This window comes from Methylophaga sp. SB9B, from assembly GCF_004832235.1.
Taxonomy (GTDB): Bacteria; Pseudomonadota; Gammaproteobacteria; order Nitrosococcales; family Methylophagaceae; genus Methylophaga; species Methylophaga muralis.
This window is the reverse complement of sequence record NZ_SSXS01000004.1, coordinates 128,869-150,075: the sequence shown is the minus strand read 5'-3', so window position 1 is coordinate 150,075 and position 21,207 is coordinate 128,869. Positions and strand designations below refer to the sequence as shown.

Here is a 21,207-nt window from a genome sequence, read left to right as displayed (position 1 = left end):
TCAGCATAAAAAGAGAATTACAGCAGGTTAAACAACCTTGATTTAATAAGAAATGACCCCTAAAACAACAAAATAGTCATTACACAAGGCCCTGCGATAAAAAATTAAGAGGTGAACATGCAAAAAATTTCTGTCGAAACCGGAATAGTCATACCAATGGATCGGCCGAATGTCGATACCGACGCGATTATTCCAAAACAGTTTTTAAAATCAATTAAACGCAGTGGTTTTGGGCCGAATCTGTTTGATGAATGGCGTTATCTGGATCACGGTGAGCCTGGACAAGATTGCAGTAATCGCCCGTTAAACCCTGATTTTGAATTGAATCAACCGCGTTACAAGGGCGGCACTATCCTGTTGGCAAGGGAAAACTTTGGCTGCGGTTCGAGTCGTGAACACGCTGTATGGGCATTGGAAGACTTTGGTATTCGGGTGATTATCGCCCCGAGTTTCGCTGATATCTTTTTTAGCAACAGCAGTAAAAACGGCATTCTCACTATTAAGCTTGATGAAAAACAGATCGATACATTATTCGAGCAAGTCGAGGCAACTCCCGGTTACCAGCTGACAGTTGATTTACCAGAGCAAACTATTTTGTTGCCTAATGGTGAAAAATTTCATTTTGAAATTGATAGCTTTAAAAAACACTGTTTGATTGAAGGGCTGGATGATATCGGTCTTACCCTGCAGCATACCGATGATATTAAAGCTTACGAAGCCCGTCGTCGCGAACAAGCGCCGTGGCTTTTTTCCTAATTTATTCATTTATAAGTAATAACATTCATGACAAAAAAAATTGCAGTATTAGCCGGTGATGGAATCGGCCCGGAAATTGTTGCCGAAGCCGTTAAAGTTTTAAACGCTTTTAAACAAGACGGTTTGGACATTGAACTGGAATACGGTTTGATTGGTGGTGCCGCCTATGATGAAACCGGCAGTCCGCTACCTGAAGAAACCTTGCAAATGGCAAAACAGGCTGATGCCATTCTATTGGGGGCAGTCGGTGGTTATAAATGGGAATCTCTAGACATCAGTGTACGTCCTGAAAAAGGTTTATTGGGTATTCGTTCACAATTAAACCTATTTGCCAATTTACGTCCGGCCTTGTTGTATCCACAATTAGCTGATGCTTCTACGTTAAAACCAGAAGTGGTTTCTGGTTTGGATCTAATGATCGTGCGTGAGTTAACCGGTGGTATTTATTTTGGTCAGCCCAGAGGTATTCGTATCTTGGAAAATGGCGAAAAAGAGGGCTATAACACCTTGGTATATCGTGAGAGTGAAATTAATCGTATCGGACGTGTAGCGTTTGATATCGCTCGCAAGCGTCAAGGTCGAGTATGTTCTGTCGATAAAGCCAATGTACTTGAATGTACCGAACTGTGGCGTGAGACCATGACGGCATTATCAAAAGACTATGCCGATGTCGAATTAAGCCATATGTATGTGGATAATGCGGCGATGCAGTTAGTGCGGGCACCTAAACAGTTTGACGTTATGGTCACCACTAATATGTTTGGCGATATATTGTCAGACTGCGCGTCGATGCTGACGGGCTCAATCGGTATGTTGCCGTCAGCGTCACTGGATGAGAATGGCAAAGGCATGTACGAACCAATTCATGGTTCAGCGCCAGATATTGCTGGCCAAAACATTGCTAATCCGCTGGCAACGATTTTGTCAGCTGCTATGATGTTACGTTACACGCTTGACCAGCCGGCTTTTGCCGATCGCATTGAAAGTGCAGTGAGCAAAGTGTTGGATCAAGGTTTAAGAACAGCAGATATTTTCTCCGCGGGCATGACTCGCGTGACTACTGCTGAAATGGGCGATGCCGTTGTGGCAGCGCTGTAACAAAAGAATTTAGGTGAATTGTGACTAAACAAATTGATATTGCTGTAGTAGGTGCAACTGGTGCGGTGGGTGAAGCCATGCTGGATATCCTGCATCAGCGTAAATTTCCTGTCGGAAAAATCTATGCGTTAGCCAGTGAGCGTTCGGCTGGTTCTACCGTGCAATTCGGTAATAAGTCGTTAATGGTCGAAGACTTGGCTCAATTTGATTTTTCCAAAGTGCAGATTGGTTTATTCTCGCCTGGTGCCAGTGTTTCTGAAATTTATGCTCCAAAAGCGGCTGCAGCAGGTTGTATTGTTATCGATAATACCTCGCAGTTTCGTTATGACGATGATGTGCCGTTGATTGTGCCTGAGGTTAATCCAGATGCTGTCGCTGGTTATAAACAGCGAGGCATTATTGCTAATCCAAATTGTTCAACTATTCAAATGTTGGTGGCATTAAAACCAATTTACGATGCGGTTGGTATTAAACGTATCAATGTCTGCACTTACCAAGCCGTATCTGGCAGTGGTAAACCTGCTATGGATGAACTGGCAAAACAAACTGCGGCGTTATTAAACGGCCGCCCGGCGGAACCTGAGGTTTATCCAAAGCAAATCGCCTTTAATGTGATCCCGCAAATCGATGTTTTCATGGAAAACGGCTACACCAAAGAAGAAATGAAAATGGTGTGGGAAACCAAGAAAATCATGGGTGACAATGATATTCAGGTGAATCCAACTGCGGTTCGTGTGCCAGTGTTTTTCGGTCACTCCGAAGCCATTCATATCGAAACTCGAGACAAAATTACTGCTGCAAAAGCCAAAGAATTACTGTCGGCTTTTGATGGCATTGTGGTCATTGATGAGCATAAAGATGGCGGATATCCAACCGCAGTCACAGATGCATCAGGTCAAGATCCTGTATACGTAGGACGTATTCGTGAAGATATTTCGCATCCTAACGGCTTGAATTTGTGGGTAGTCGCTGACAATGTGCGTAAAGGCGCGGCACTTAACAGTGTGCAAATTGCCGAGCTTCTGGTAGATCAATACCTCTAGGCATAGCTGAGAATGTCAAGGAAGGGGAGTTAAATGAAACAGAAAACGTTGACCAGTTTGTCGGTAGCCACGGCACTTGGTTTATTAACTCCTCTTCCAAGTTATGCATTTGGACTTGGCCAGATAACCCTGCATTCGGCTCTGAATGAACCTTTCAGAGCTGAAATTGTTGTTAATGCTTTGAGAGATGATGAGCGCGGCAATCTTGAAGTCAGATTGGCCTCGACACAGGATTTCGAACGAGCAGGGCTGGATCGCAATTTCTTACTTACCCAACTTAAATTCGAGGTGGTGGAAGAGGCAAACTCCACCCGCATAATGGTCACTTCTGATGTGCCAATTAAAGAACCATTTTTAGGGTTCTTATTGGCAGCCACTACCGGCCAAGGGAAATTACTGCGCGAATATACCGTTCTCTTAGATCCTCCTAAAGAGCTGTATCGTGATCGAGTAACCAGTACGCCATCCCGATCGATAACGCCTCCGCAAACACAAGCACCAACTAATCTTTCATCTTCACAAGCTGCAACTTGGTCGCCAAGCCCGGACGCCAGATCAGAGTATAAAGTTCAGTCACGCGACACTTTATGGAGTATCGCTGAAAGAACCCGACCATCTGCAAATATAACAATGCAGCAAATGATGATCGCATTGCTAAATGCCAATCCAGCGGCATTCCAGCAGAATAATGTTAATAGTCTATACGCTGGCAGCACGTTAAGAATTCCTTCTACAGATGAAATCACTCGACTATCAGCTAATGCGGCAAAAACGGCGGTTGATCAACAAAACGCAGCTTGGCGTAATCGGAACCGTTCACAACAGGCTGCATCTCCTGCAGCAGTGACAGCGGCCCCTTCGCCAGCGGAAAATAACGTAGTCCCCGCAGAAACAAAGGCTGAATTAGCAGAACCAGAAACTACTGATGCCGAGGCACCCACAACGTCAGATGAACAGGCATCGGCTGATGAAACCGCGCGTTTAAAATTAATTGCGGCAACCGAAGACAGTCTGCTGGATGCTGATCCTGAAATTAACGGCGATCCTGATTTACAACGTATCAGTGAGCAATTAACCCTTGCTCAGGAAACCATGGAAGCGCAATCTCAGGAGAATATCGATTTTAAAAATCGTATGGATGCGCTGGAACGTCAACTCGACACTATGCGCCGACTGATTTCGCTTAAAGATGCGGATTTGGCAAGACTGCAAAGCCTGCTTGAACAAGATGAATCTCAAATGGATCTTGCTGCATTAGTCAGCGAGGCCAATGCCATTATTGATAGTGGTTCAACGAACACTGATGCAGATGAGTGGGAACCTGTCCCCCTTGATGACCTGGATCTTCCAGCCTCGAACGATGAAGCTAGTGAAATAATGGCTGCCAATGAAACGGTATCACCTGATACTGATTCATCTTTGGACGCCAATGATTCGGAGCAAAATGATCCTACAGCAAATGCTGAAACGGATAATGCAGAAGAGTTAGATTCCGTGTCGGCAGATGTTGATGTAGCCATTGACGAAACAGCGCAAATGCTGGATTTGGATCAGCAGCAGATAGACTCACTATTTCATCGTGTTCAAGCATTTGTCATTGCACATAAAGTTGAATCACTGCTGGCAATATTACTGCTGTTACTGCTTATCTGGATGGTCATTCGTCGTGGACAACGCGAAGTTAACTGGGATGATGCCGTTAGTAAAATAAATAAGACAAAACCTGCTAAGACAACACCGGAAATGGGTAGTGTGACCACTGTCACCCCAGTAGTGAACGAACCCGATGGTCCAGTAGAAAGCAAAACTAAATCAGTAGATGAATTAGTTGAACAGGCTGATATGTTCGTAGGCTATGCCGATTACGTCCAGGCAGGAAGTGCACTGGAACAAGCTCATAAACAAGCGCCTATTGATAAAGATATCGCTACAAAATTGATGTTTGTTTATTACAAACAACAGAAATCTGCTGATTTCATTGCTTTATTAAATACCTCCGGAATCGATGATAGTGATCCGCGGTGGCCAGAAATTAGAGTTTGGGGCCATCAGTTGTTGCCACATGATCCTTTGTTTGCTGAAGAACCTGAATCAACTGATGAAGCTGAGATGGTTGAAGAATTTGTCGAGCTAGAGCATAAAACAATCAACGTTGAAGAAGATTTTACTGCAGAAGAAACCATTGAATCTGCTGAAGTGGAGGAATCTGACCACATTGACTTTAATCTGGATGATTACCAAGTCGACTCAACAAAACCGTCGCAAGCCGATGAGGTCTATAAACGCGACGAAGAAGATTTGTTGCAGTTTGATACCAGTTACTCGTCCGTAGCAAAAGACACTGATATTGAAACGGACCAACCAGAAATCGAGACGTTTGCCGAAGACGATGATTTGAGAATCGATTTAGGTGAGGACAATGTGTTAAAGCCTGATTCATCGGCCCCCGAAATTCTGGATTTAACTATTGATGAGTTAGAAGACGAAACAGACGGTATCGCAATAAAAGAAGCTGAGGAAATCTTAAAACTTGAACCAGTGGATTCGGATGAACTGGATTTGTTGGACTTTGAAAACGAAGATGAGACATCAATAGAAACGGATGATGTTATTGAAGATTATCTGAATCTGGATAGCGGTATTGATGATGAAGAGCTGGATTTTGATCTAAGCGACTTTGACTCGATCGATGAAGCTGAAACGAAACTTGAACTTGCGGCTGCCTATTCAGATATGGGCGATCCTGAAGGTGCCAGGGGTATTCTGGAAGAAGTACTCGAACAGGGTACTGACGAACAGAAAAAACGAGCACAAGAACTGCTCGATTCTCTGTCATAACGAGTTTTTTTGTGAGGTTAGCACTCGGTGTCGAATATGACGGCAGTCGGTTTCATGGTTGGCAGTTTCAGCCGGCACAGCGAACTGTCCAGGGGGAACTGCAAAAGGCCCTATCGCTGATTGCCAATGAACAGACCGAAGTATTTGCCGCAGGCCGCACTGATACAGGGGTGCATGCTTTAAATCAAGTGGTGCATTTTGATACTACAGCCTTTCGAGAAGAACGGAACTGGCTATTAGGATTAAATTCCAATTTACCGCATGATGTCAGTGTTAAATGGGTAAAACCGGTCCCTGAAGATTTCAATGCTCGATTCAGCGCGACAAAGCGCCGTTATCGTTACTTAATCCTCAATCGTGACAGTCGTTCAAGTGTGCATCATCAACGCATGTGGTGGGTTTATAAATCCCTTGATGAACACAAAATGCAGTTGGCTGCCAATTTGTTACTTGGCCAACATGACTTTTCAGCTTTCAGAGCGCAGGAATGTCAGGCCAAAAGTCCAATCAAAACCTTGGATAAATTGATTGTCACTCGTCGTGACGATTGTATTGCTGTTGATGTTGAAGCCAGGTCGTTTTTACATCATATGGTGCGTAACTTACTTGGGGTGTTAGTGCCGGTGGGGGAAGGCAAAAGACCAGTTGAATGGGCACGTGAAGTATTACAAAGCCAGGATCGTAATATGGCTGGTGTTACCGCTCCACCGCAAGGTCTTTATCTGACCGATGTAATTTATCCCGATGAATATTGCCTGCCGACAGTGTCAGGTTTCCCAGTGCTCTGGTAAAGTACTAGGCTGACTTTTACAAAGCTGACATCCTCATATGAGAACCCGCGTTAAAATTTGTGGTATTACGCGACGCCAAGATGCTGAATTTGCTGTAAAAAGTGGGGCGGATGCTATTGGGTTGGTGTTTTACGAACCGAGTCCACGTGCCGTAACAGCCGCTCAGGCGGCGTTAATTACCGCGCAATTACCGCCATTTGTCGCTATTGTTGGTTTGTTTGTGAACGCTTCTGCTGAAATGGTACGTCAAACGCTTGAACAGGTTCCATTAAGTTTGTTGCAGTTTCATGGCGATGAATCTGCAGAATTTTGTGAACAATTTAATATGCCGTATATCAAAGCGGTGCGAATGCAAACAGCAGCAGACTTAACGCATGCTGATATGCAGTTTTCCAAAGCATCGGCATTATTGTTGGATAGTTATCAACATGGTGTGCCGGGCGGAACCGGTCAGACATTTGACTGGTCAATGATTACGGCTATCAGTAAACCTCTGATATTAGCCGGCGGTTTGACAACAGACAATGTTGCAGCAGCGATTAAGCAGGTCTCGCCTTATGCAGTGGATGTGAGTGGCGGTGTAGAAGAGTCGAAAGGACTTAAAAGTAATAATAAAATAAGCGCATTCATGCGAGAGGTGGCAAATGCCTGATACACAGATTGATGATTACTTTAAAACTTACCCGGATGAGTCAGGTCATTTTGGACCTTATGGTGGGCGTTTTGTTGGCGAAACCCTTATGGGTGCCATTTATGAGTTGGAAGAAGCTTATAAACAATATAAAAATGATCCACAGTTTCAAGCCGAGATGGATAAGGATCTGGCTGATTTTGTGGGCCGTCCTTCGCCAATTTATCATGCCGAAAACTGGACCAAGAAACTGGGTGGCGCGCAGATCTATTTAAAACGTGAAGATCTAAATCACACTGGTGCACACAAAGTAAATAATACTATTGGGCAGGCTTTGCTTGCCAAACGCATGGGTAAGACCCGAATTATCGCCGAAACCGGCGCAGGCCAACATGGTGTTGCTACTGCAACTGTGGCGGCCCGATTGGGAATGGAATGTGTGGTTTACATGGGTGCGGAAGACGTTGCCCGCCAGGCTCAGAATGTTTATCGAATGAAGCTGTTAGGTGCTGAAGTCGTACCTGTGCAGTCAGGCTCTAAAACACTTAAAGACGCATTAAATGAAGCTTTACGTGACTGGGTAACTAATGTTGATGATACTTTCTACATCATTGGTACGGTCGCAGGCCCGCATCCTTATCCGGCAATGGTTCGTGACTTTCAATCGGTTATTGGTCGCGAAGCACGTCAGCAAATGCTTAATACCACTGGAAAGCTCCCAGATGCATTAGTTGCGTGTATTGGTGGTGGTTCAAATGCTATTGGTCTTTTCTATCCGTTTATTGAAGATAAATCAGTAGCGATGATTGGTGTTGAAGGCGCAGGCCATGGTTTACAAAGTGGTCAACATTCAGCGCCATTGTCTGCTGGTACACCAGGTATCTTACACGGAAATCGTACTTATCTAATTCAAGATACAGCTGGTCAAATCACTGAAACACACTCAATCTCAGCCGGTTTGGACTACCCTGGTGTCGGTCCGGAACATGCGTGGTTAAAAGATATCGGTAGGGCTCAATACGTTACGGTAACGGATACAGAAGCCTTAGATGCTTTCCATGAATTAACACGTACTGAAGGCATTATCCCGGCTTTAGAAACTAGTCATGCATTGGCTTATGTTTCTAAATTAGCGCCAACAATGTCGGCGGATCAAAGTATCCTTATAAATGTTTCAGGACGAGGTGATAAAGACATGCACACGGTTGCGGCCATGGCTGGTCTGAATTTCTGAGGAATACAAAATGAGTCGTATAAGTGAATGTTTTAAAAATCTTCAGGCAGACGGGCAAACTGCTCTTATCCCATACGTCACGGCAGGTGATCCTGAGCCTTGGGTAACCGTACCGTTGATGCATGCTCTAGTTGAGGCCGGCGCTGATATTATCGAGTTGGGCGTACCATTTTCCGATCCGATGTCTGATGGTCCGGTTATTCAAAAAGCCTGTGAAAGAGCGTTGAAAAACGATGTCACGCTGGATTCTATTCTGGATATGGTTAAACAATTCAGAGAAAAAAATAGCCATACCCCAGTGGTATTGATGGGCTATTCCAATCCTTTGGAAGCGATGGGCTATCAAAAGTTTGCCGAAAAAGCTCAGGTTGTCGGTGTCGATGGTGTATTAACCGTTGATATGCCGCCTGAAGAATCTGGCGAATTCAAACAATTAATGGATAGCCACGATATCGATACCATTTTCCTGGTTGCTCCAACTACCTCTGCCCAACGTATGAAGAAGATTGCCGAATATGCCAAAGGCTTTATTTATTATGTTTCTATCAAAGGCGTGACCGGTGCAGCTGCTTTGGAAATTAATGAAGTCACTGCGAAACTTGAAGAGATTCGACGCTATACCTCATTACCGGTTGGTGTAGGCTTTGGCATCAGAGATGGCCGTTCAGCTGCTGCCGTAGCGCAGGTTGCTGATGCTGTAGTCGTGGGAAGTACATTGGTACGCTGTATTGAAGAACATGCCAATCGCCCACAAGAGTTACCTGCTGCTGTGGCAAGTTTGTTAGCTGAAATGCGTCATGCGATTAATGCGCGTGATTTAGCCAGCATCTCGGCTTAACAAGAGATAAGGTGAAACAATGAGTTGGTTTGAAAGATTATTACCGTCAAAAATCCGCACCAGCGGCCGTAGCCGTTCGGTTCCAGAAGGTGTCTGGTGTAAATGTCCTGAATGTGACAACGTTTTGTATCGGGCCGAACTTGAACGTAACCAGATGGTGTGTCCAAAGTGTGATCATCATCAACGCATCAATGCCCGAGTTCGACTGCAAAATTTTCTGGATGAAGCAAATCGCCAGGAAATCGGCACAGAAGTAAAACCAGTCGATACGCTTAAGTTTAAAGATAGTAAACGCTATAAAGATCGTATTACCCAGGCGCAAAAAGCCACGGGTGAAAATGATGCGTTATTAGCTATGCAAGGTACCTTAAAGGGATTACCTGTTGTGGTAGTAGCGTTTGATTTTGGCTTTATGGGTGGATCAATGGGGTCTGTGGTCGGTGAAAAATTTGTGCGTGCAGCTAAGGTTGCTTTAGCTAAAAAATTACCATTGATATGTTTTGCCGCCAGTGGCGGTGCACGTATGCAGGAAGGTTTGTTTTCATTGATGCAAATGGCCAAAACCAGTGCCGTGTTGTCTCAACTGGAAGAAGCCGGTATTCCATTTATCTCTGTTATGACTGATCCGACCATGGGTGGTGTTTCTGCTAGTCTGGCCATGCTCGGTGATGTGAATGTTGCAGAACCTAAAGCATTAATTGGCTTTGCTGGCCCACGTGTTATTGAACAAACGGTTCGTGAAAAACTGCCAGATGGTTTCCAGCGTAGTGAGTTTTTGCTGGAACATGGTGCTATCGATATGATTATTGATCGTCGTGAAATGCGGGATCGTCTGAATAATCTGTTGACCATGATGCAAAATCGTATCGCTGTATAAACACAGTTTATGCGATTTGATAGCTTGCCACAGTGGCTGGCATGGCAAGAGAAACTCCATTTCACTGAAATCGATCCAGGTCTGGATCGTATTCGGGTGGTTTGGCAGAGAATGTATGCCGATAAAAAACCGCCATTTCGCATTGTGACAGTGGCTGGAACCAACGGTAAAGGGTCATCAGTTGCTCTGTTATCGTTCATTCTGTCAGCTGCTGGATATCGAACAGCGTGTTACACCTCACCGCATTTGTTGCGTTATAACGAACGTATTGTGATTGAGGGACAAACAGCAACCGATCAGCAGATTTGTGAAGCCTTTGATCGAATTGACACGGCACGTGAGGACGTTTCTCTCAGTTATTTTGAATTTGCCACATTGGCTGCCGCCGATATTTTCTGCCGACAGAATATTGATATTGCCATCCTCGAAGTCGGGATGGGCGGGCGGCTTGACGCAGTAAACCTATTTGATGCCGATATTGCTCTAATCACTCCGATTGGCCTGGATCACACTGTATGGCTGGGGGATACTCGGGAGCTAATTGGTATAGAGAAAGCGGGCATTATGCGGGCTCATCATCCGGTGGTTTGCAGTGAATCATCACCTCCAGTCACAGTCATTGAAATAGCTCAAAAACTGGCCTCACCAGCGTATATAGCTGGCGAGGATTTCACTGCTGAGACTAGCGGCAACTTATGGCATTGGCACAATGCCAATGAACAATTTAAGGATCTGCCTCACCCGGCATTACTTGGTTGTTATCAAATTCAAAATAGTGCGGCCGTTTTACAGGTCATCAGTTTGTTAAAAGCTGCTGGCATGGAAAAGATTAATGAATCCGCCATTCGAACCGGTTTACAGCAAGTCAAATTGTCAGGTCGTTTTCAGCTTATTGATGGACCAGTTACCCATATCTTTGATGTCACCCATAACCAGCAAGGGGCAGAGAATCTGGCGAAACTTTTACAGGAAATTCCTTGTAAGGGTAAAACTCATGCGGTAATTGCCATGTTGCGTGATAAAGACAGTCGAGCTGTTTTTGATGCCTTGCTGCCGGTTATTGATAATTGGTTTCTTGGCGGACTAACTGGAAATCGAGGACAGTCAGCAGATGAGTTGGCTTCCGGGTTGAAGGGTAAAATTTCGGATGACAGAGTGCATATCAGTGAAACTGTCGAAGCAGCTTATAATCGTGCTGCTGAAGGCGCTGTCACCGGCGATCGGATTTTGATTTTTGGTTCATTTCACACCGTTGAAGCAATTATGCGGCATATTCCTGATTTTATAAGCCAGCCTTTATCTGTCAACGCCTGATGTATCTTTGTACATCGCCTGAATTTCCTTTTTGAATTTATCCAGCACCAAAGCACGTTTAACTTTTAATGTCGGTGTGAGCAAACCATTTTCAATGGTCCATGGCTCAAGCGTTAGATGCACTCGCCGAATTCGTGCATAAGCCGGAAATTCAAATAACCACTGTCTCAATAAACGCACAAAATGTTGTTTTAATACTTTGCTGCCAAGACTGTCATTTGATAAAGGATCGATACCAAGCTGTTGGGCAATCTGAGGCCATTTTTCACCATTAATGACCAGTAAAGCCGCTAAATAAGGCTGTCCTTCACCTAAAACAACTGCTTGTTCAATCAAGCCATTACTGATAATTGCTGCCTCGATATCACCAGGCGGTACTTTTTCGCCATTATTCAATACCAGAATATCTTTTATCCGGCCCACAATCTGGATATGTCCGCTTTCGCTGATATGCGCTCTATCACCGGTATGCAGCCAACCATCAGCATCAATAGTTTGAGCCGTGGCTTTATGATTATTCCAATAGCCAAGCATATTGCCCGGGCCTTTTACTTCCAGCTCTTCATCCTTGCCGATTCGCACTGCAACACCTTGAATCGGTCGACCAACGCTGGCTGGATCATTGCTGGATGGCTCATTAACACTGATTACAGGACTGGTCTCAGTAAGCCCATAGCCCTGCAGTAAAGTTAAATCCAGACCGATAAACATTTTTGCGGCATAGGTTGGTAATGCAGCGCCACCACTGACGGCTAAACGTAGTCGCCCGCCCAGACGTTGATGAAATTTGCCTACTACCAGTTTATTAAATAATGGCCATAACAGTAGAGAGGGTGACCAGTGTGATCGCCCTTGCTGATAGTGAAAGCGTTTCCAGCCGGTATTGACGGCCGATTTGAATATAAGCCGGCGAAATCTATTGGTTTCAGCCAGTTGTTTTTGCACACGATCATAAATTCGCTCAAAAATTCTTGGCACGGCAATCATAATGGTTGGCTGTACTTGTCGCATATCCTCTGCCAGCAAAGGAATGCTTCGCGAGAAAACGACTTTGGATCCCGCCATCATGGGCAAGTAATAGCCGCCAGTTCGTTCCAGAGTATGAGATAGCGGTAAGAATGACAGGAAAATATCGTCAGGCAAGATTTCAAAAAACTGCAATGACCCATGTGCCACTGACAGCATATTCTGATGGCTCAGCATAACGCCTTTCGAACGGCCAGTAGTGCCAGATGTGTAGATAATTGATGCGAGTTGATCCGGTGCGGATGGGGAGAGCACAATTTCACTATGCGTTTGATCCAACCAGTGGTTTAAAGTGGTAAAAGGCTGGTCTTTTTCCGCCGATTCTTCATTTACGATAACAATGCGTTTAAGGCTATGTTCTTCAGGTAACACGGCTTTGATAGCTGACCATTGCTTGGCACTGTTTAACAGTAATAAGCGTACATCAGCATCCTGCAGAATGTAGGCGACGTTATCAGGGCGATCATCAGGATAAAGTGGCACCACGACCAAGCCAAGACTTAATGCAGCCAAATCGAAAAAAATCCACTCTTTGCTGTTACGCAAGTTGAGTGCAACCCGATCCCCTTTACGTAAATTTTCCTGTTGCAAGGCGTTTTGCCAGAGCAAAACAGCGTCTGCAACCTGTTGCCAGCTTAAACTTTGCCAGCTTTCGCGATCACTATCAAAATACCCGTAGGCGTCTTTGTCAGGACTACGTTTTACTCGTTCACAAAACAAACCATAAAGGGTTTGTGCCTCTTGCGGTGAAATGTAATCGCTAGTAGTCATTATTAATCAAACAACCATCGTAACTGAACACCGACAATATCTACTGAATTTTTATATCGGCCAAGAAGTTGGTTTCCATTGGAATCGGTATCATCAATACTGGTGTCTTTCATGAAGATATGTGTATAGGCGGCATCCACAATAATGTTATCGCTATAGTAGTAACTTGCCCCTATGGCTAACCATGTTCGGTCGCTGTCAGGAATGCGAGGAGTACGTCGCTGAGCATTTGGGATTGGTGTTTCATCATAAGCAATCCCAGTACGCCAAGACCATCGTTCATTTGCCTGATATTCCACACCTACACCGTAGCGCATAGAGTTTTCCCAGTCTTCTTCTTTAACTGTATTTAATCCGCGAACGTCAGAATTAATACGTAACTCTTCGAAACGGTTCCACCGAGTCCAGCTGGCATCAGCCATCACAGACCATTGTGAATTCAGTTGATGGTGAAACGCAATTGAAGCTGATTCAGGCAAGGTTACGCGACCATTAACATTCCCATCTCGAAAACCTGCATCTGCAGCTTGAACACTGACATTTTCAGGAATACGAAACTCACCATCGCCGTTTAAATCATGGGTGATTTTTGAGCGATAACTTATGCCCATACGGGTAGCATCGGTAAACTGATAGGTCATGCCTAAGTTATAGCCCCAGCTCCAGTCATCGGCAGTGACTTTGACACGTCCATCGTTGCCTTGGGAGTTGCCTAAAAATGCACCAAAGTTAGCTGCCTGACTTAATTCCAAATCTATGTATTGCAGATTTACGCCAAATCCAAGTGAGAGCTTTTCTGTGGCTTTAAATGCAAGGCTGGGATTGATATTAACGGTCAATAAATCTGAGCGGATGGCATGGTAACGACCTTGCCAACTATCACCATAGTCAGTAACTAAGCCAAATGGTGCACCAACACCAATGCCCACAACAGTCGTATCATTCAGCGGATGAGCGTAATAAAAATGGGGTACCTTGGCCAGTTCACCTGCATTATTCCCATCTCCTCCAGTTAGTGGAGAGCCGTTCAGATTAGAACCGCGATCTGAAAACTCAGCTCTTGGAGCGATCAGATTCAGCCCCATATTCATTTCTTTACGGGAGAGATTTGCCAAGCCTGCTGGATTAAAAAAGATGGTGCTTGCGTCATCAGCCACTGCCGCACTGCCAGAATATGCACGGCCTAGACCAGTAATGCTTTGTTCAATTAATGCATAACCGGCTGCACCAGCAGAACTACTCGCCGCCCCGAACAAAACATAAAAACTGAATTGAGTTGAACGAGACATAGTCATGGCGGCGTTACCTAGAGAAAGTTATCAATATTAAGATGCAAAACTAGCCCATGAGTTCAAATGAAGCAAGTTTGTAATAATTAATTACGTTGAAACAAAAGATCCCAAACGCCATGACCCAGACGGTGACCACGTTGCTCAAACTTGGTTAAAGGCCGATAGTCGGGGCGGGGGATGTAATCTCCCGTTGGACTGGTATTGCTGAATTCTGAGCTGGCAGACAGATCTTGCAACATTTGCTCGGCATAATCCTGCCAGTCGGTTGCCATATGTAAGAAACCGCCAGGATGGATTTTTTGTGCCAGTATCGAAACAAAAGCTGGCTGAATAATTCGGCGTTTATGGTGGCGTTTTTTATGCCATGGATCAGGAAAATATAATTGAACGCGTTGCAGAGCATTATCAGCAACCTGGTTTTTAAGTAATTCAACCGCATCGGTGCAGGCAACGCGTAAGTTAGTCAGATTATTATCTTCAATGGCTTTTAACAGTTGGCCGACACCGGGACGATGTACCTCCACACCGATAAAATTAAGCTCAGGTTGTTGTATTGCCATTTCAACCAGTGATGCGCCATTACCAAAACCGATCTCAAATACGACAGGCGCATCTCGACCAAACAGAGTTTGCATTTCAATGAGCTGTCCATCGGCTTCGATGCCAAACTTTGGCCATAAAAGATCTAAAGCTTTTTGCTGCCCGGGAGTTAACCGACCTTCACGTTTGACAAAGCTTTTTACCTGACGGAGGCGTTTACCTTCAGTCATTTTCTGTACCTTCATATTTGTGCGACAACTCATCAATAAGTCGATGAAAAATAGCGTGACATCATACCGAAGCCCTGCTGGAAAATCCTCCTGTAAAATTTATTACCAAGCGCATTTTTGCCATTTACTGGATTGTATAGTCAGCTTTATTTGCGACTTGAGGTCAGGAAGGTTTCCCATAAACCTGCAAAATAGCTGGTTGTTAACCTTGTAATAATCTGCGATTGACAAGTTGAGTGGAGAAAATGAATCACGATAAATTGCTAATTTGAGCGGATACAGTCCCACAAACAGTGCGAAAAACACATACAAGGACTATAATGCTTTGTCTGAATATTAGTTCTGATGGATTAACGCTGCTGCAATCACGTGGCCTCGAATCCCGCTACTTCGACATTTCAAGTAAACGAAAGAGAGACTCAATTATATGGTTCATCCGGTTTTAGACTCGCTCACTAACGAAGTGATCGAACGAAGTAAAAAATCTCGCACAGCGTATCTTGCTCGTGTTGATGAAGCTGCAGGCCAAGGTCCGCATCGTTTAACCTTAGGCTGTGGCAATCTTGCACATGGTTTTGCTGCTTGTGCCGCAACGGAAAAAAGTGATTTGGCTGGTGATAAAAAGGCCAACATCGGTATTATTTCTGCATACAACGACATGTTGTCTGCGCATGAGCCATACAAAGATTTTCCACCATTAATTAAGAACGCAGCGAAAGAAGCGGGCGGCATCGCACAATTTGCCGGCGGCGTACCTGCAATGTGTGATGGTATTACCCAAGGTTATCCTGGCATGGACTTGTCCTTGTTCAGTCGTGATGTAATTGCCATGGCCACAGCAGTCGGCTTGAGCCACAACATGTTTGATGCGGCAATGATGCTGGGTGTTTGTGACAAGATCGTCCCGGGTTTATTGATCGGCGCATTGAGCTTTGGTCATTTACCGACAATCTTTGTGCCAGCGGGCCCAATGCCTAGTGGCTTACCAAATAAAGAAAAAGTACGTATCCGTCAGCTTTATGCTGAAGGAAAAGTCGGTCGCGAAGAGTTATTAAAAGCTGAATCAGAGTCTTATCACAGCCCCGGCACCTGTACTTTCTACGGTACTGCCAACAGTAACCAGATGATGGTTGAAATCATGGGGCTGCATTTGCCTGGTGGAACGTTTATCAATCCAAATACACCACTGCGTGATGAATTAACCAAAGAAGCTGCTCGTCAGGTATTGAAATTCACTGCCATGGGCAATGATTATCGTCCTATCGGCCATATGATCGATGAGAAAGCGATTTTGAACGCCATTATCGGACTGCTAGCAACGGGTGGTTCAACCAATCACACCATGCATATCGTTGCTGTAGCTCGCGCTGCGGGTATCTTGATTAACTGGGATGACTTCGATCGTTTATCACACATTGTTCCTCTGTTAAGCCGTGTATATCCAAATGGCAGCGCGGATGTGAATCATTTCCAGGCGGCTGGCGGTATGGGTGTGCTGATTCAAGAGTTGATATCAAATGGCTTATTGCACGAAGACATAATTACTGTTGGTAATGAAAAAGGCTTGAAACAATACAGCCAAGAGCCAAAATTAGTTGACGGCAAATTGATCTGGCAAGAAGGTCCTAAAGAGTCGTTAGATAAAGATGTTATTGGCTCTGTAGCGGAACCATTTGCTAAATCGGGTGGTGTACACCTTATTCAAGGCAACTTGGGTCGTGGTGTTTCCAAAGTCTCTGCTGTAGATGTACAGCATCGTGTTGTTCAAGCTCCTGCAATGGTGTTTGATGATCAAGACGACGCAGTTGCAGCATTCAAAAATGGCGAGTTAGAGAAAGACGTGATTGTGGTATTGCGCTTCCAGGGACCAAAATCCAATGGTATGCCAGAACTGCACAAACTCAGTTCACCATTAGGCGTTCTTCAAGATCGTGGTTTTAAAGTAGCTTTGGTTACTGATGGCCGTATGTCCGGTGCTTCCGGTAAAGTGCCTTCTGCAATTCAAATGTGTCCTGAGTCTGCTGATGGTGGTCCGCTGACTAGAGTGAAAGACGGCGATATCATTCATCTTGATACCGAAAAAGGCATTATGAATGTGCTGGTTGATGAAGCAGAATTTAATGCTCGTTTATCATGCATGATGGCTAATACCGAACATCATTATGGCAGTGGTCGTGAATTATTCGACAGCTTCCGTGCCGGCGTTTCTTCTGCAGAAGAAGGCGCCATTAATATGTTTAACGTTGAATAAACTATCACCAGAAATTAGGGATATCTTTTTATATGAGCAAAACGATTCACGAAATTATGCAAATCTCACCGATTGTTCCGGTGATGGTTATCAACAATGTTGAACATGCAGTGCCATTAGCTCAAGCGTTGGTTAAAGGCGGCTTAAAAGTACTGGAAATTACTCTGCGTACTGATGCCGCGCTGGAATCCATCCGTCGTATCAAAGCCGAAGTGCCTGATGCGATTGTCGGTGCCGGTACCATTATTAATATTGAAACGTTAAATGCCGCAATTGATGCCGGTGCGGAATTTATTGTCAGCCCAGGTACAACAGATACCTTGATCGAAGCTGCATTAAAAACAGGTGTGCCTCTATTACCAGGTGTTGCTAACCCAAGTGAAGCGATGCGTTTACTGGAACGCGGGATTACGGCGATGAAATTCTTCCCTGCAGAAGCAGCGGGTGGGGTGCCAATGTTGAAATCAATTGGTGCGCCGATCCCACAAATTTTGTTCTGCCCAACAGGCGGTGTTAGCCAGAAGAATGTTAAAAACTATTACAGCTTGCCAAATGTTGGCTGTGTAGGTGGTTCATGGATGTGTGCAGCGAATTTGGTTGAAGCAGAAAACTGGGATGAAATTACCCGGTTAGCGGCTGAGGCTATTGAGCTTGCGACCAACTAAAGCACTACAAGTTTAAATATTAAAACCGGGTTAGTTCGCTAACCCGGTTTTTTTATGTCCTTGGGATCTGTTGTTTTTTCTGAGTCTAGATCACGATGCCTCTTTCCAGCCAGTCTTCAATCAGCTGTCTGGCCCCTTGCGTAACAATATCGGGGTTAGGGTGCTGTAAAGCTTCAGCAATGGCTTCAGCGGCTTGTTGACCGGTCTGTCCGGCATCAAGCAAATCCAGTAATCGTGCACTGACCGGATTTAACTCGATGAACTTCACCTGATCTTCGGCATTACGATATAACAGCAGAAAAAAAGGTGTTTCCGCAGGTTGGTCTGGCAGATTGTCTGGCGCGATTGAGTGCACAGGATAATCATAGGCAAAACTCCAGCTTAAAGGCGAGCGCTGCAATGTGAGTTGCAGTATATCTTCCTGTTTATTGACTTCGCGTTTTTGAAAATCAGGGCTGGCAATACTCAATGCCAATTCAACCCATTCATAGTGTGCCAATTCGGCAATAAAAGGCATTGATGTGTACTGCTGTGGATGCTGCTCCAGATAACTGACAAACTCGCGAGCGATATCATTGAATAAGGGCGAACTGCAACGATGCTGACGAATAAAGTCTGCAGCCAGATTGTGCCAGGGCTTTTCACCGAGAATCTGTTTTAGGACCGGACAGGCACTGCTGAGGAAGCTTTCGATATTGTTATAAATCAGCCGCTGATAAATCGCCATGCGACGTGATTCGACATCAGCGGGTTCAGGTACGCCCTGCGGATCACGAAGATGTGCCGTAAATTGCTGCTGAGTCTGTTTGAAATCAGGCGCTTGCGACATGGGCAGATCGATATTGAGACTGGATATCGCGGATCTTAGCCACCTCATCAAACAAGGTACTGAGTGCGGGGATATTAAAATCACGTTCCAGCAGAGTTGGAATCACCCCATGTTGCTGGTAGGTGTGATGTAGTAATTGCCATACCGGGTCAATGACATCCGCGCCGTGTGTATCGATAATGAGATCTTCCGCTTCATTATAGTGACCAGCAATGTGCATGTAGGCGATACGTTTACTGTCTAGCGCATCAATATAGCTCTTGGCATCGTAGCCATGGTTAATGCTGTTGACGTAAACATTATTCACGTCGAGTAATAATTCACAATCGGCTCGTTGCAGAATCGCATTGATAAACTCAATTTCGTCAATTTGTCGTCCCGGAGCGGCATAATACGAGACATTCTCGATGATCAGACGACGTTGCAGAATATCCTGTACCCGGCTAATGCGATCAGCCACATAGACAACTGCTTCTTCAGTAAATGGAATAGGCATCAAATCGTAGAGATGCCCATCATCGCTGCAGTAGCTTAAATGTTCGCTATAAAGGTGAACCTGATGCTGGTCGAGAAACTGCTTTATGCGTTTTACAAAGGCTTCATCGAGCGGGGCAGGGCTACCAATAGACAGAGAGAGTCCATGACATAACATGGGAAAACGCTCGCTGAAAGCACGCAATTTTTTTCCGAGTCGACCGCCCATTTCCATCCAGTTTTCTGGAGCGACTTCAATAAAATCGATAGGCGGATGATCCAATTGCATGATCTCGTCGATAAAGCTGCGTCTTAATCCTAGACCCGCTCCTTCAACGGCATAACCTTGTGTTCTCATGCGGTGACTCTTTTTGCATTGCGATAATAAACAGACGTTTTCGATCGCAATTTGTTACAGATAAACATTATCGAAGCTCAAGGAGCTTTTGGAATTTCAAACATGGATCGATCAACACCGACATTGCCGGTTTTGGCGTCGTATAAGTACACAACCGCTTTATAATGCCCCGGTTCTGTAATCGTAGTTTTACCGCTGAACATGCCGGTCGGGCCGGTGAAATCCAATGTCACTTCATCAATGTTTTTATCATCACGCATGATGATGGCTTTAACTTCGTAGTTATCAGCCTGCCAGAGTCCATCTTTAGTGATAGGGCAGCCACACAGCAATGAAGCTTTGGTGTAAATATCCACCTGACCACCTTCCAACACACGGGTCCATGCATCCACAATAAAACCGGTCATGGTGATGATAATGCCATCGCCCAGAATATCTTTGCCGGGCACCACCCAACTGGTCACACTGGCTTCCTGATAGGCTTGCTGATAACCATAAGGCCCGATAAGTTTAAAACGTAAAAGTCGAGGTGCATCAATATCCACGTTGGCTAAAAAGCCGGCTGTTTTTTCATCTGTCTGTGGTTCACCGCGTTTTAACGGGTTTTCCATTAGCACCGCAGTATCGCCAGTTCCACCATTAATCCAGCCTTGATCGAGAATTTCACCAGTTTCGGCATCTTCAACAATCACGCGAATCCCACCGACACTGGTACCAATAAATTTCGAATCAACGGCTTTAGCACGCACCATTATCTGTGTTTCAGCGGCGATGGCTGACAAGCTGAACATCATCAGAGCGACAATTACCCAAAAACGTGTGTACATGTCTTTCCCCTCTAGGACTTATTTCTATATCTAATTATTCAGTATCATTTGATGCGGCAGACCATGCATCATAGCCTCCAATCATGGAATACACATTAGTATATCCAAGTTGCTGCAAAGTGGCCGTTGCCAACGCACTACGGCCGCCAGATTTGCAATACACCACAACCGGTCGAGTTTTATCTTGTAAATCAGGATGACTTTCGACAGAAAACTCCAACAAGCCGCGTGGAATATGTTTGGCATCAGCAATATGACCTTTGGCGAATTCATCAGGCTCACGAACATCCAGCGCGATACTGTCATCATTCAGCATCTGTTGAGCCTGCGATACACTGATTTGTTGTATCGCCGCTTTTGCCGCCTGAACCAGATCCATTGCTGTTTTTGCCATGCCATGCTCCCAAGTTAGTTAACGTTGTGACCATAGTAATCGTTAATAGTTGTCGAATAAACCAACAATATCAGGATTTGATTATATTCCGGTGCCAACCAAGCTTATAAATAGAAAAACTCATGCAGCT

General features: G+C 44.8%; 19 protein-coding genes. 12 read left to right on the top strand and 7 right to left on the bottom strand.

Annotation, left to right across the window (positions count from 1 at the left end; translation table 11 throughout):
* Window positions 1-117 precede the first annotated feature (117 nt).
* The 10 genes from leuD to folC are packed head-to-tail and all read left to right on the top strand — an operon-like array spanning window position 118 to window position 11,420.
* Entirely contained in the window at window positions 118-756 is a 639-nt protein-coding gene (gene leuD / locus E8Q33_RS06085) for a 3-isopropylmalate dehydratase small subunit (RefSeq protein WP_069295105.1), read from the top strand.
* A gap of 27 nt (window positions 757-783) precedes the next feature.
* On the top strand, window positions 784-1,854 hold the full coding sequence (gene leuB, locus E8Q33_RS06080; RefSeq protein WP_136553581.1) for a 3-isopropylmalate dehydrogenase: 1,071 nt from the start codon (window positions 784-786) through the stop codon (window positions 1,852-1,854).
* 20 nt (window positions 1,855-1,874) lie between these two features.
* Window positions 1,875-2,897: an aspartate-semialdehyde dehydrogenase gene (locus tag E8Q33_RS06075; protein WP_069295107.1), complete on the top strand. Its 1,023-nt coding sequence runs from the start codon at window positions 1,875-1,877 to the stop codon at window positions 2,895-2,897.
* Between the two features lie 33 nt (window positions 2,898-2,930).
* Entirely contained in the window at window positions 2,931-5,735 is a 2,805-nt protein-coding gene (locus E8Q33_RS06070) for a FimV/HubP family polar landmark protein (protein WP_136553579.1), read from the top strand.
* A gap of 11 nt (window positions 5,736-5,746) precedes the next feature.
* Complete coding sequence (gene truA / locus E8Q33_RS06065) at window positions 5,747-6,526, top strand: tRNA pseudouridine(38-40) synthase TruA (RefSeq protein WP_136553577.1); 780 nt, start codon at window positions 5,747-5,749, stop codon at window positions 6,524-6,526.
* A gap of 37 nt (window positions 6,527-6,563) precedes the next feature.
* Window positions 6,564-7,178, top strand: coding sequence for a phosphoribosylanthranilate isomerase (locus E8Q33_RS06060; RefSeq protein ID WP_069295110.1), 615 nt, complete (start codon window positions 6,564-6,566; stop codon window positions 7,176-7,178).
* Window positions 7,171-8,391: a tryptophan synthase subunit beta gene (gene trpB / locus E8Q33_RS06055; RefSeq protein ID WP_136553575.1), complete on the top strand. Its 1,221-nt coding sequence runs from the start codon at window positions 7,171-7,173 to the stop codon at window positions 8,389-8,391. The genes E8Q33_RS06060 and trpB overlap by 8 nt, the downstream gene beginning before the upstream one ends.
* A gap of 10 nt (window positions 8,392-8,401) precedes the next feature.
* On the top strand, window positions 8,402-9,229 hold the full coding sequence (gene trpA / locus E8Q33_RS06050; protein WP_136553573.1) for a tryptophan synthase subunit alpha: 828 nt from the start codon (window positions 8,402-8,404) through the stop codon (window positions 9,227-9,229).
* A 19-nt stretch (window positions 9,230-9,248) separates the two neighbouring features.
* Window positions 9,249-10,106: an acetyl-CoA carboxylase, carboxyltransferase subunit beta gene (gene accD, locus E8Q33_RS06045; RefSeq protein WP_069295113.1), complete on the top strand. Its 858-nt coding sequence runs from the start codon at window positions 9,249-9,251 to the stop codon at window positions 10,104-10,106.
* Between the two features lie 9 nt (window positions 10,107-10,115).
* The gene (folC, locus tag E8Q33_RS06040) at window positions 10,116-11,420 is read left to right on the top strand and encodes a bifunctional tetrahydrofolate synthase/dihydrofolate synthase (protein ID WP_136553571.1); all 1,305 of its coding nucleotides are present in this window, start codon (window positions 10,116-10,118) and stop codon (window positions 11,418-11,420) included.
* Here folC and E8Q33_RS06035 read toward each other — a convergent pair.
* The 3 genes from E8Q33_RS06035 to trmB form a co-directional block, all read right to left on the bottom strand.
* The gene (locus E8Q33_RS06035; RefSeq protein WP_136553569.1) at window positions 11,403-13,217 is read right to left on the bottom strand and encodes a long-chain fatty acid--CoA ligase; all 1,815 of its coding nucleotides are present in this window, start codon (window positions 13,215-13,217) and stop codon (window positions 11,403-11,405) included. The genes folC and E8Q33_RS06035 overlap by 18 nt on opposite strands.
* Before the next feature lie 2 nt (window positions 13,218-13,219).
* Window positions 13,220-14,512, bottom strand: a complete 1,293-nt coding sequence (locus E8Q33_RS06030) for an OmpP1/FadL family transporter (RefSeq protein WP_136553567.1) — start codon at window positions 14,510-14,512, stop codon at window positions 13,220-13,222.
* 80 nt (window positions 14,513-14,592) lie between these two features.
* Entirely contained in the window at window positions 14,593-15,279 is a 687-nt protein-coding gene (trmB, locus tag E8Q33_RS06025; protein WP_247869952.1) for a tRNA (guanosine(46)-N7)-methyltransferase TrmB, read from the bottom strand.
* Window positions 15,280-15,706: 427 nt separating this feature from the next.
* Here trmB and edd point away from each other — a divergent pair, with 427 nt between their 5' ends.
* Window positions 15,707-17,530, top strand: coding sequence for a phosphogluconate dehydratase (gene edd, locus E8Q33_RS06020; protein ID WP_136553565.1), 1,824 nt, complete (start codon window positions 15,707-15,709; stop codon window positions 17,528-17,530).
* Between the two features lie 32 nt (window positions 17,531-17,562).
* Window positions 17,563-18,195 (top strand): bifunctional 4-hydroxy-2-oxoglutarate aldolase/2-dehydro-3-deoxy-phosphogluconate aldolase, encoded by a 633-nt coding sequence (locus E8Q33_RS06015; RefSeq protein ID WP_069295117.1) that lies wholly within the window; start codon window positions 17,563-17,565, stop codon window positions 18,193-18,195.
* 85 nt (window positions 18,196-18,280) lie between these two features.
* Here E8Q33_RS06015 and E8Q33_RS06010 read toward each other — a convergent pair whose 3' ends face one another.
* The 4 genes from E8Q33_RS06010 to E8Q33_RS05995 form a co-directional block, all read right to left on the bottom strand.
* Window positions 18,281-19,024, bottom strand: a complete 744-nt coding sequence (locus E8Q33_RS06010) for a DUF2063 domain-containing protein (protein ID WP_136553563.1) — start codon at window positions 19,022-19,024, stop codon at window positions 18,281-18,283.
* Entirely contained in the window at window positions 19,008-19,856 is an 849-nt protein-coding gene (locus E8Q33_RS06005) for a DUF692 domain-containing protein (protein ID WP_136553561.1), read from the bottom strand. Before E8Q33_RS06005 ends, E8Q33_RS06010 begins: the two co-directional genes overlap by 17 nt.
* A 77-nt stretch (window positions 19,857-19,933) precedes the next feature.
* Window positions 19,934-20,683, bottom strand: coding sequence for a hypothetical protein (locus tag E8Q33_RS06000; protein ID WP_247869951.1), 750 nt, complete (start codon window positions 20,681-20,683; stop codon window positions 19,934-19,936).
* Between the two features lie 34 nt (window positions 20,684-20,717).
* Window positions 20,718-21,077: a rhodanese-like domain-containing protein gene (locus E8Q33_RS05995; RefSeq protein WP_136553559.1), complete on the bottom strand. Its 360-nt coding sequence runs from the start codon at window positions 21,075-21,077 to the stop codon at window positions 20,718-20,720.
* Between the last annotated feature and the right edge of the window lie 130 nt (window positions 21,078-21,207).

Coding starts and splice junctions, on each gene's coding strand:
- E8Q33_RS06060 (WP_069295110.1), top strand. CDS start 6,564: ATGAGAACCCGCGTTAAAATTTGTGGTATTACGCGACGCCAAGATGCT.
- trpB (WP_136553575.1), top strand. CDS start 7,171: ATGCCTGATACACAGATTGATGATTACTTTAAAACTTACCCGGATGAG.
- E8Q33_RS06015 (WP_069295117.1), top strand. CDS start 17,563: ATGAGCAAAACGATTCACGAAATTATGCAAATCTCACCGATTGTTCCG.
- edd (WP_136553565.1), top strand. CDS start 15,707: ATGGTTCATCCGGTTTTAGACTCGCTCACTAACGAAGTGATCGAACGA.
- E8Q33_RS06070 (WP_136553579.1), top strand. CDS start 2,931: ATGAAACAGAAAACGTTGACCAGTTTGTCGGTAGCCACGGCACTTGGT.
- leuB (WP_136553581.1), top strand. CDS start 784: ATGACAAAAAAAATTGCAGTATTAGCCGGTGATGGAATCGGCCCGGAA.
- E8Q33_RS06005 (WP_136553561.1), bottom strand. CDS start 19,856: ATGAGAACACAAGGTTATGCCGTTGAAGGAGCGGGTCTAGGATTAAGA.
- E8Q33_RS06000 (WP_247869951.1), bottom strand. CDS start 20,683: ATGTACACACGTTTTTGGGTAATTGTCGCTCTGATGATGTTCAGCTTG.
- E8Q33_RS06010 (WP_136553563.1), bottom strand. CDS start 19,024: ATGTCGCAAGCGCCTGATTTCAAACAGACTCAGCAGCAATTTACGGCA.
- E8Q33_RS06030 (WP_136553567.1), bottom strand. CDS start 14,512: ATGACTATGTCTCGTTCAACTCAATTCAGTTTTTATGTTTTGTTCGGG.
- trpA (WP_136553573.1), top strand. CDS start 8,402: ATGAGTCGTATAAGTGAATGTTTTAAAAATCTTCAGGCAGACGGGCAA.
- folC (WP_136553571.1), top strand. CDS start 10,116: ATGCGATTTGATAGCTTGCCACAGTGGCTGGCATGGCAAGAGAAACTC.
- E8Q33_RS05995 (WP_136553559.1), bottom strand. CDS start 21,077: ATGGCAAAAACAGCAATGGATCTGGTTCAGGCGGCAAAAGCGGCGATA.
- accD (WP_069295113.1), top strand. CDS start 9,249: ATGAGTTGGTTTGAAAGATTATTACCGTCAAAAATCCGCACCAGCGGC.
- E8Q33_RS06035 (WP_136553569.1), bottom strand. CDS start 13,217: ATGACTACTAGCGATTACATTTCACCGCAAGAGGCACAAACCCTTTAT.
- trmB (WP_247869952.1), bottom strand. CDS start 15,279: ATGACTGAAGGTAAACGCCTCCGTCAGGTAAAAAGCTTTGTCAAACGT.
- leuD (WP_069295105.1), top strand. CDS start 118: ATGCAAAAAATTTCTGTCGAAACCGGAATAGTCATACCAATGGATCGG.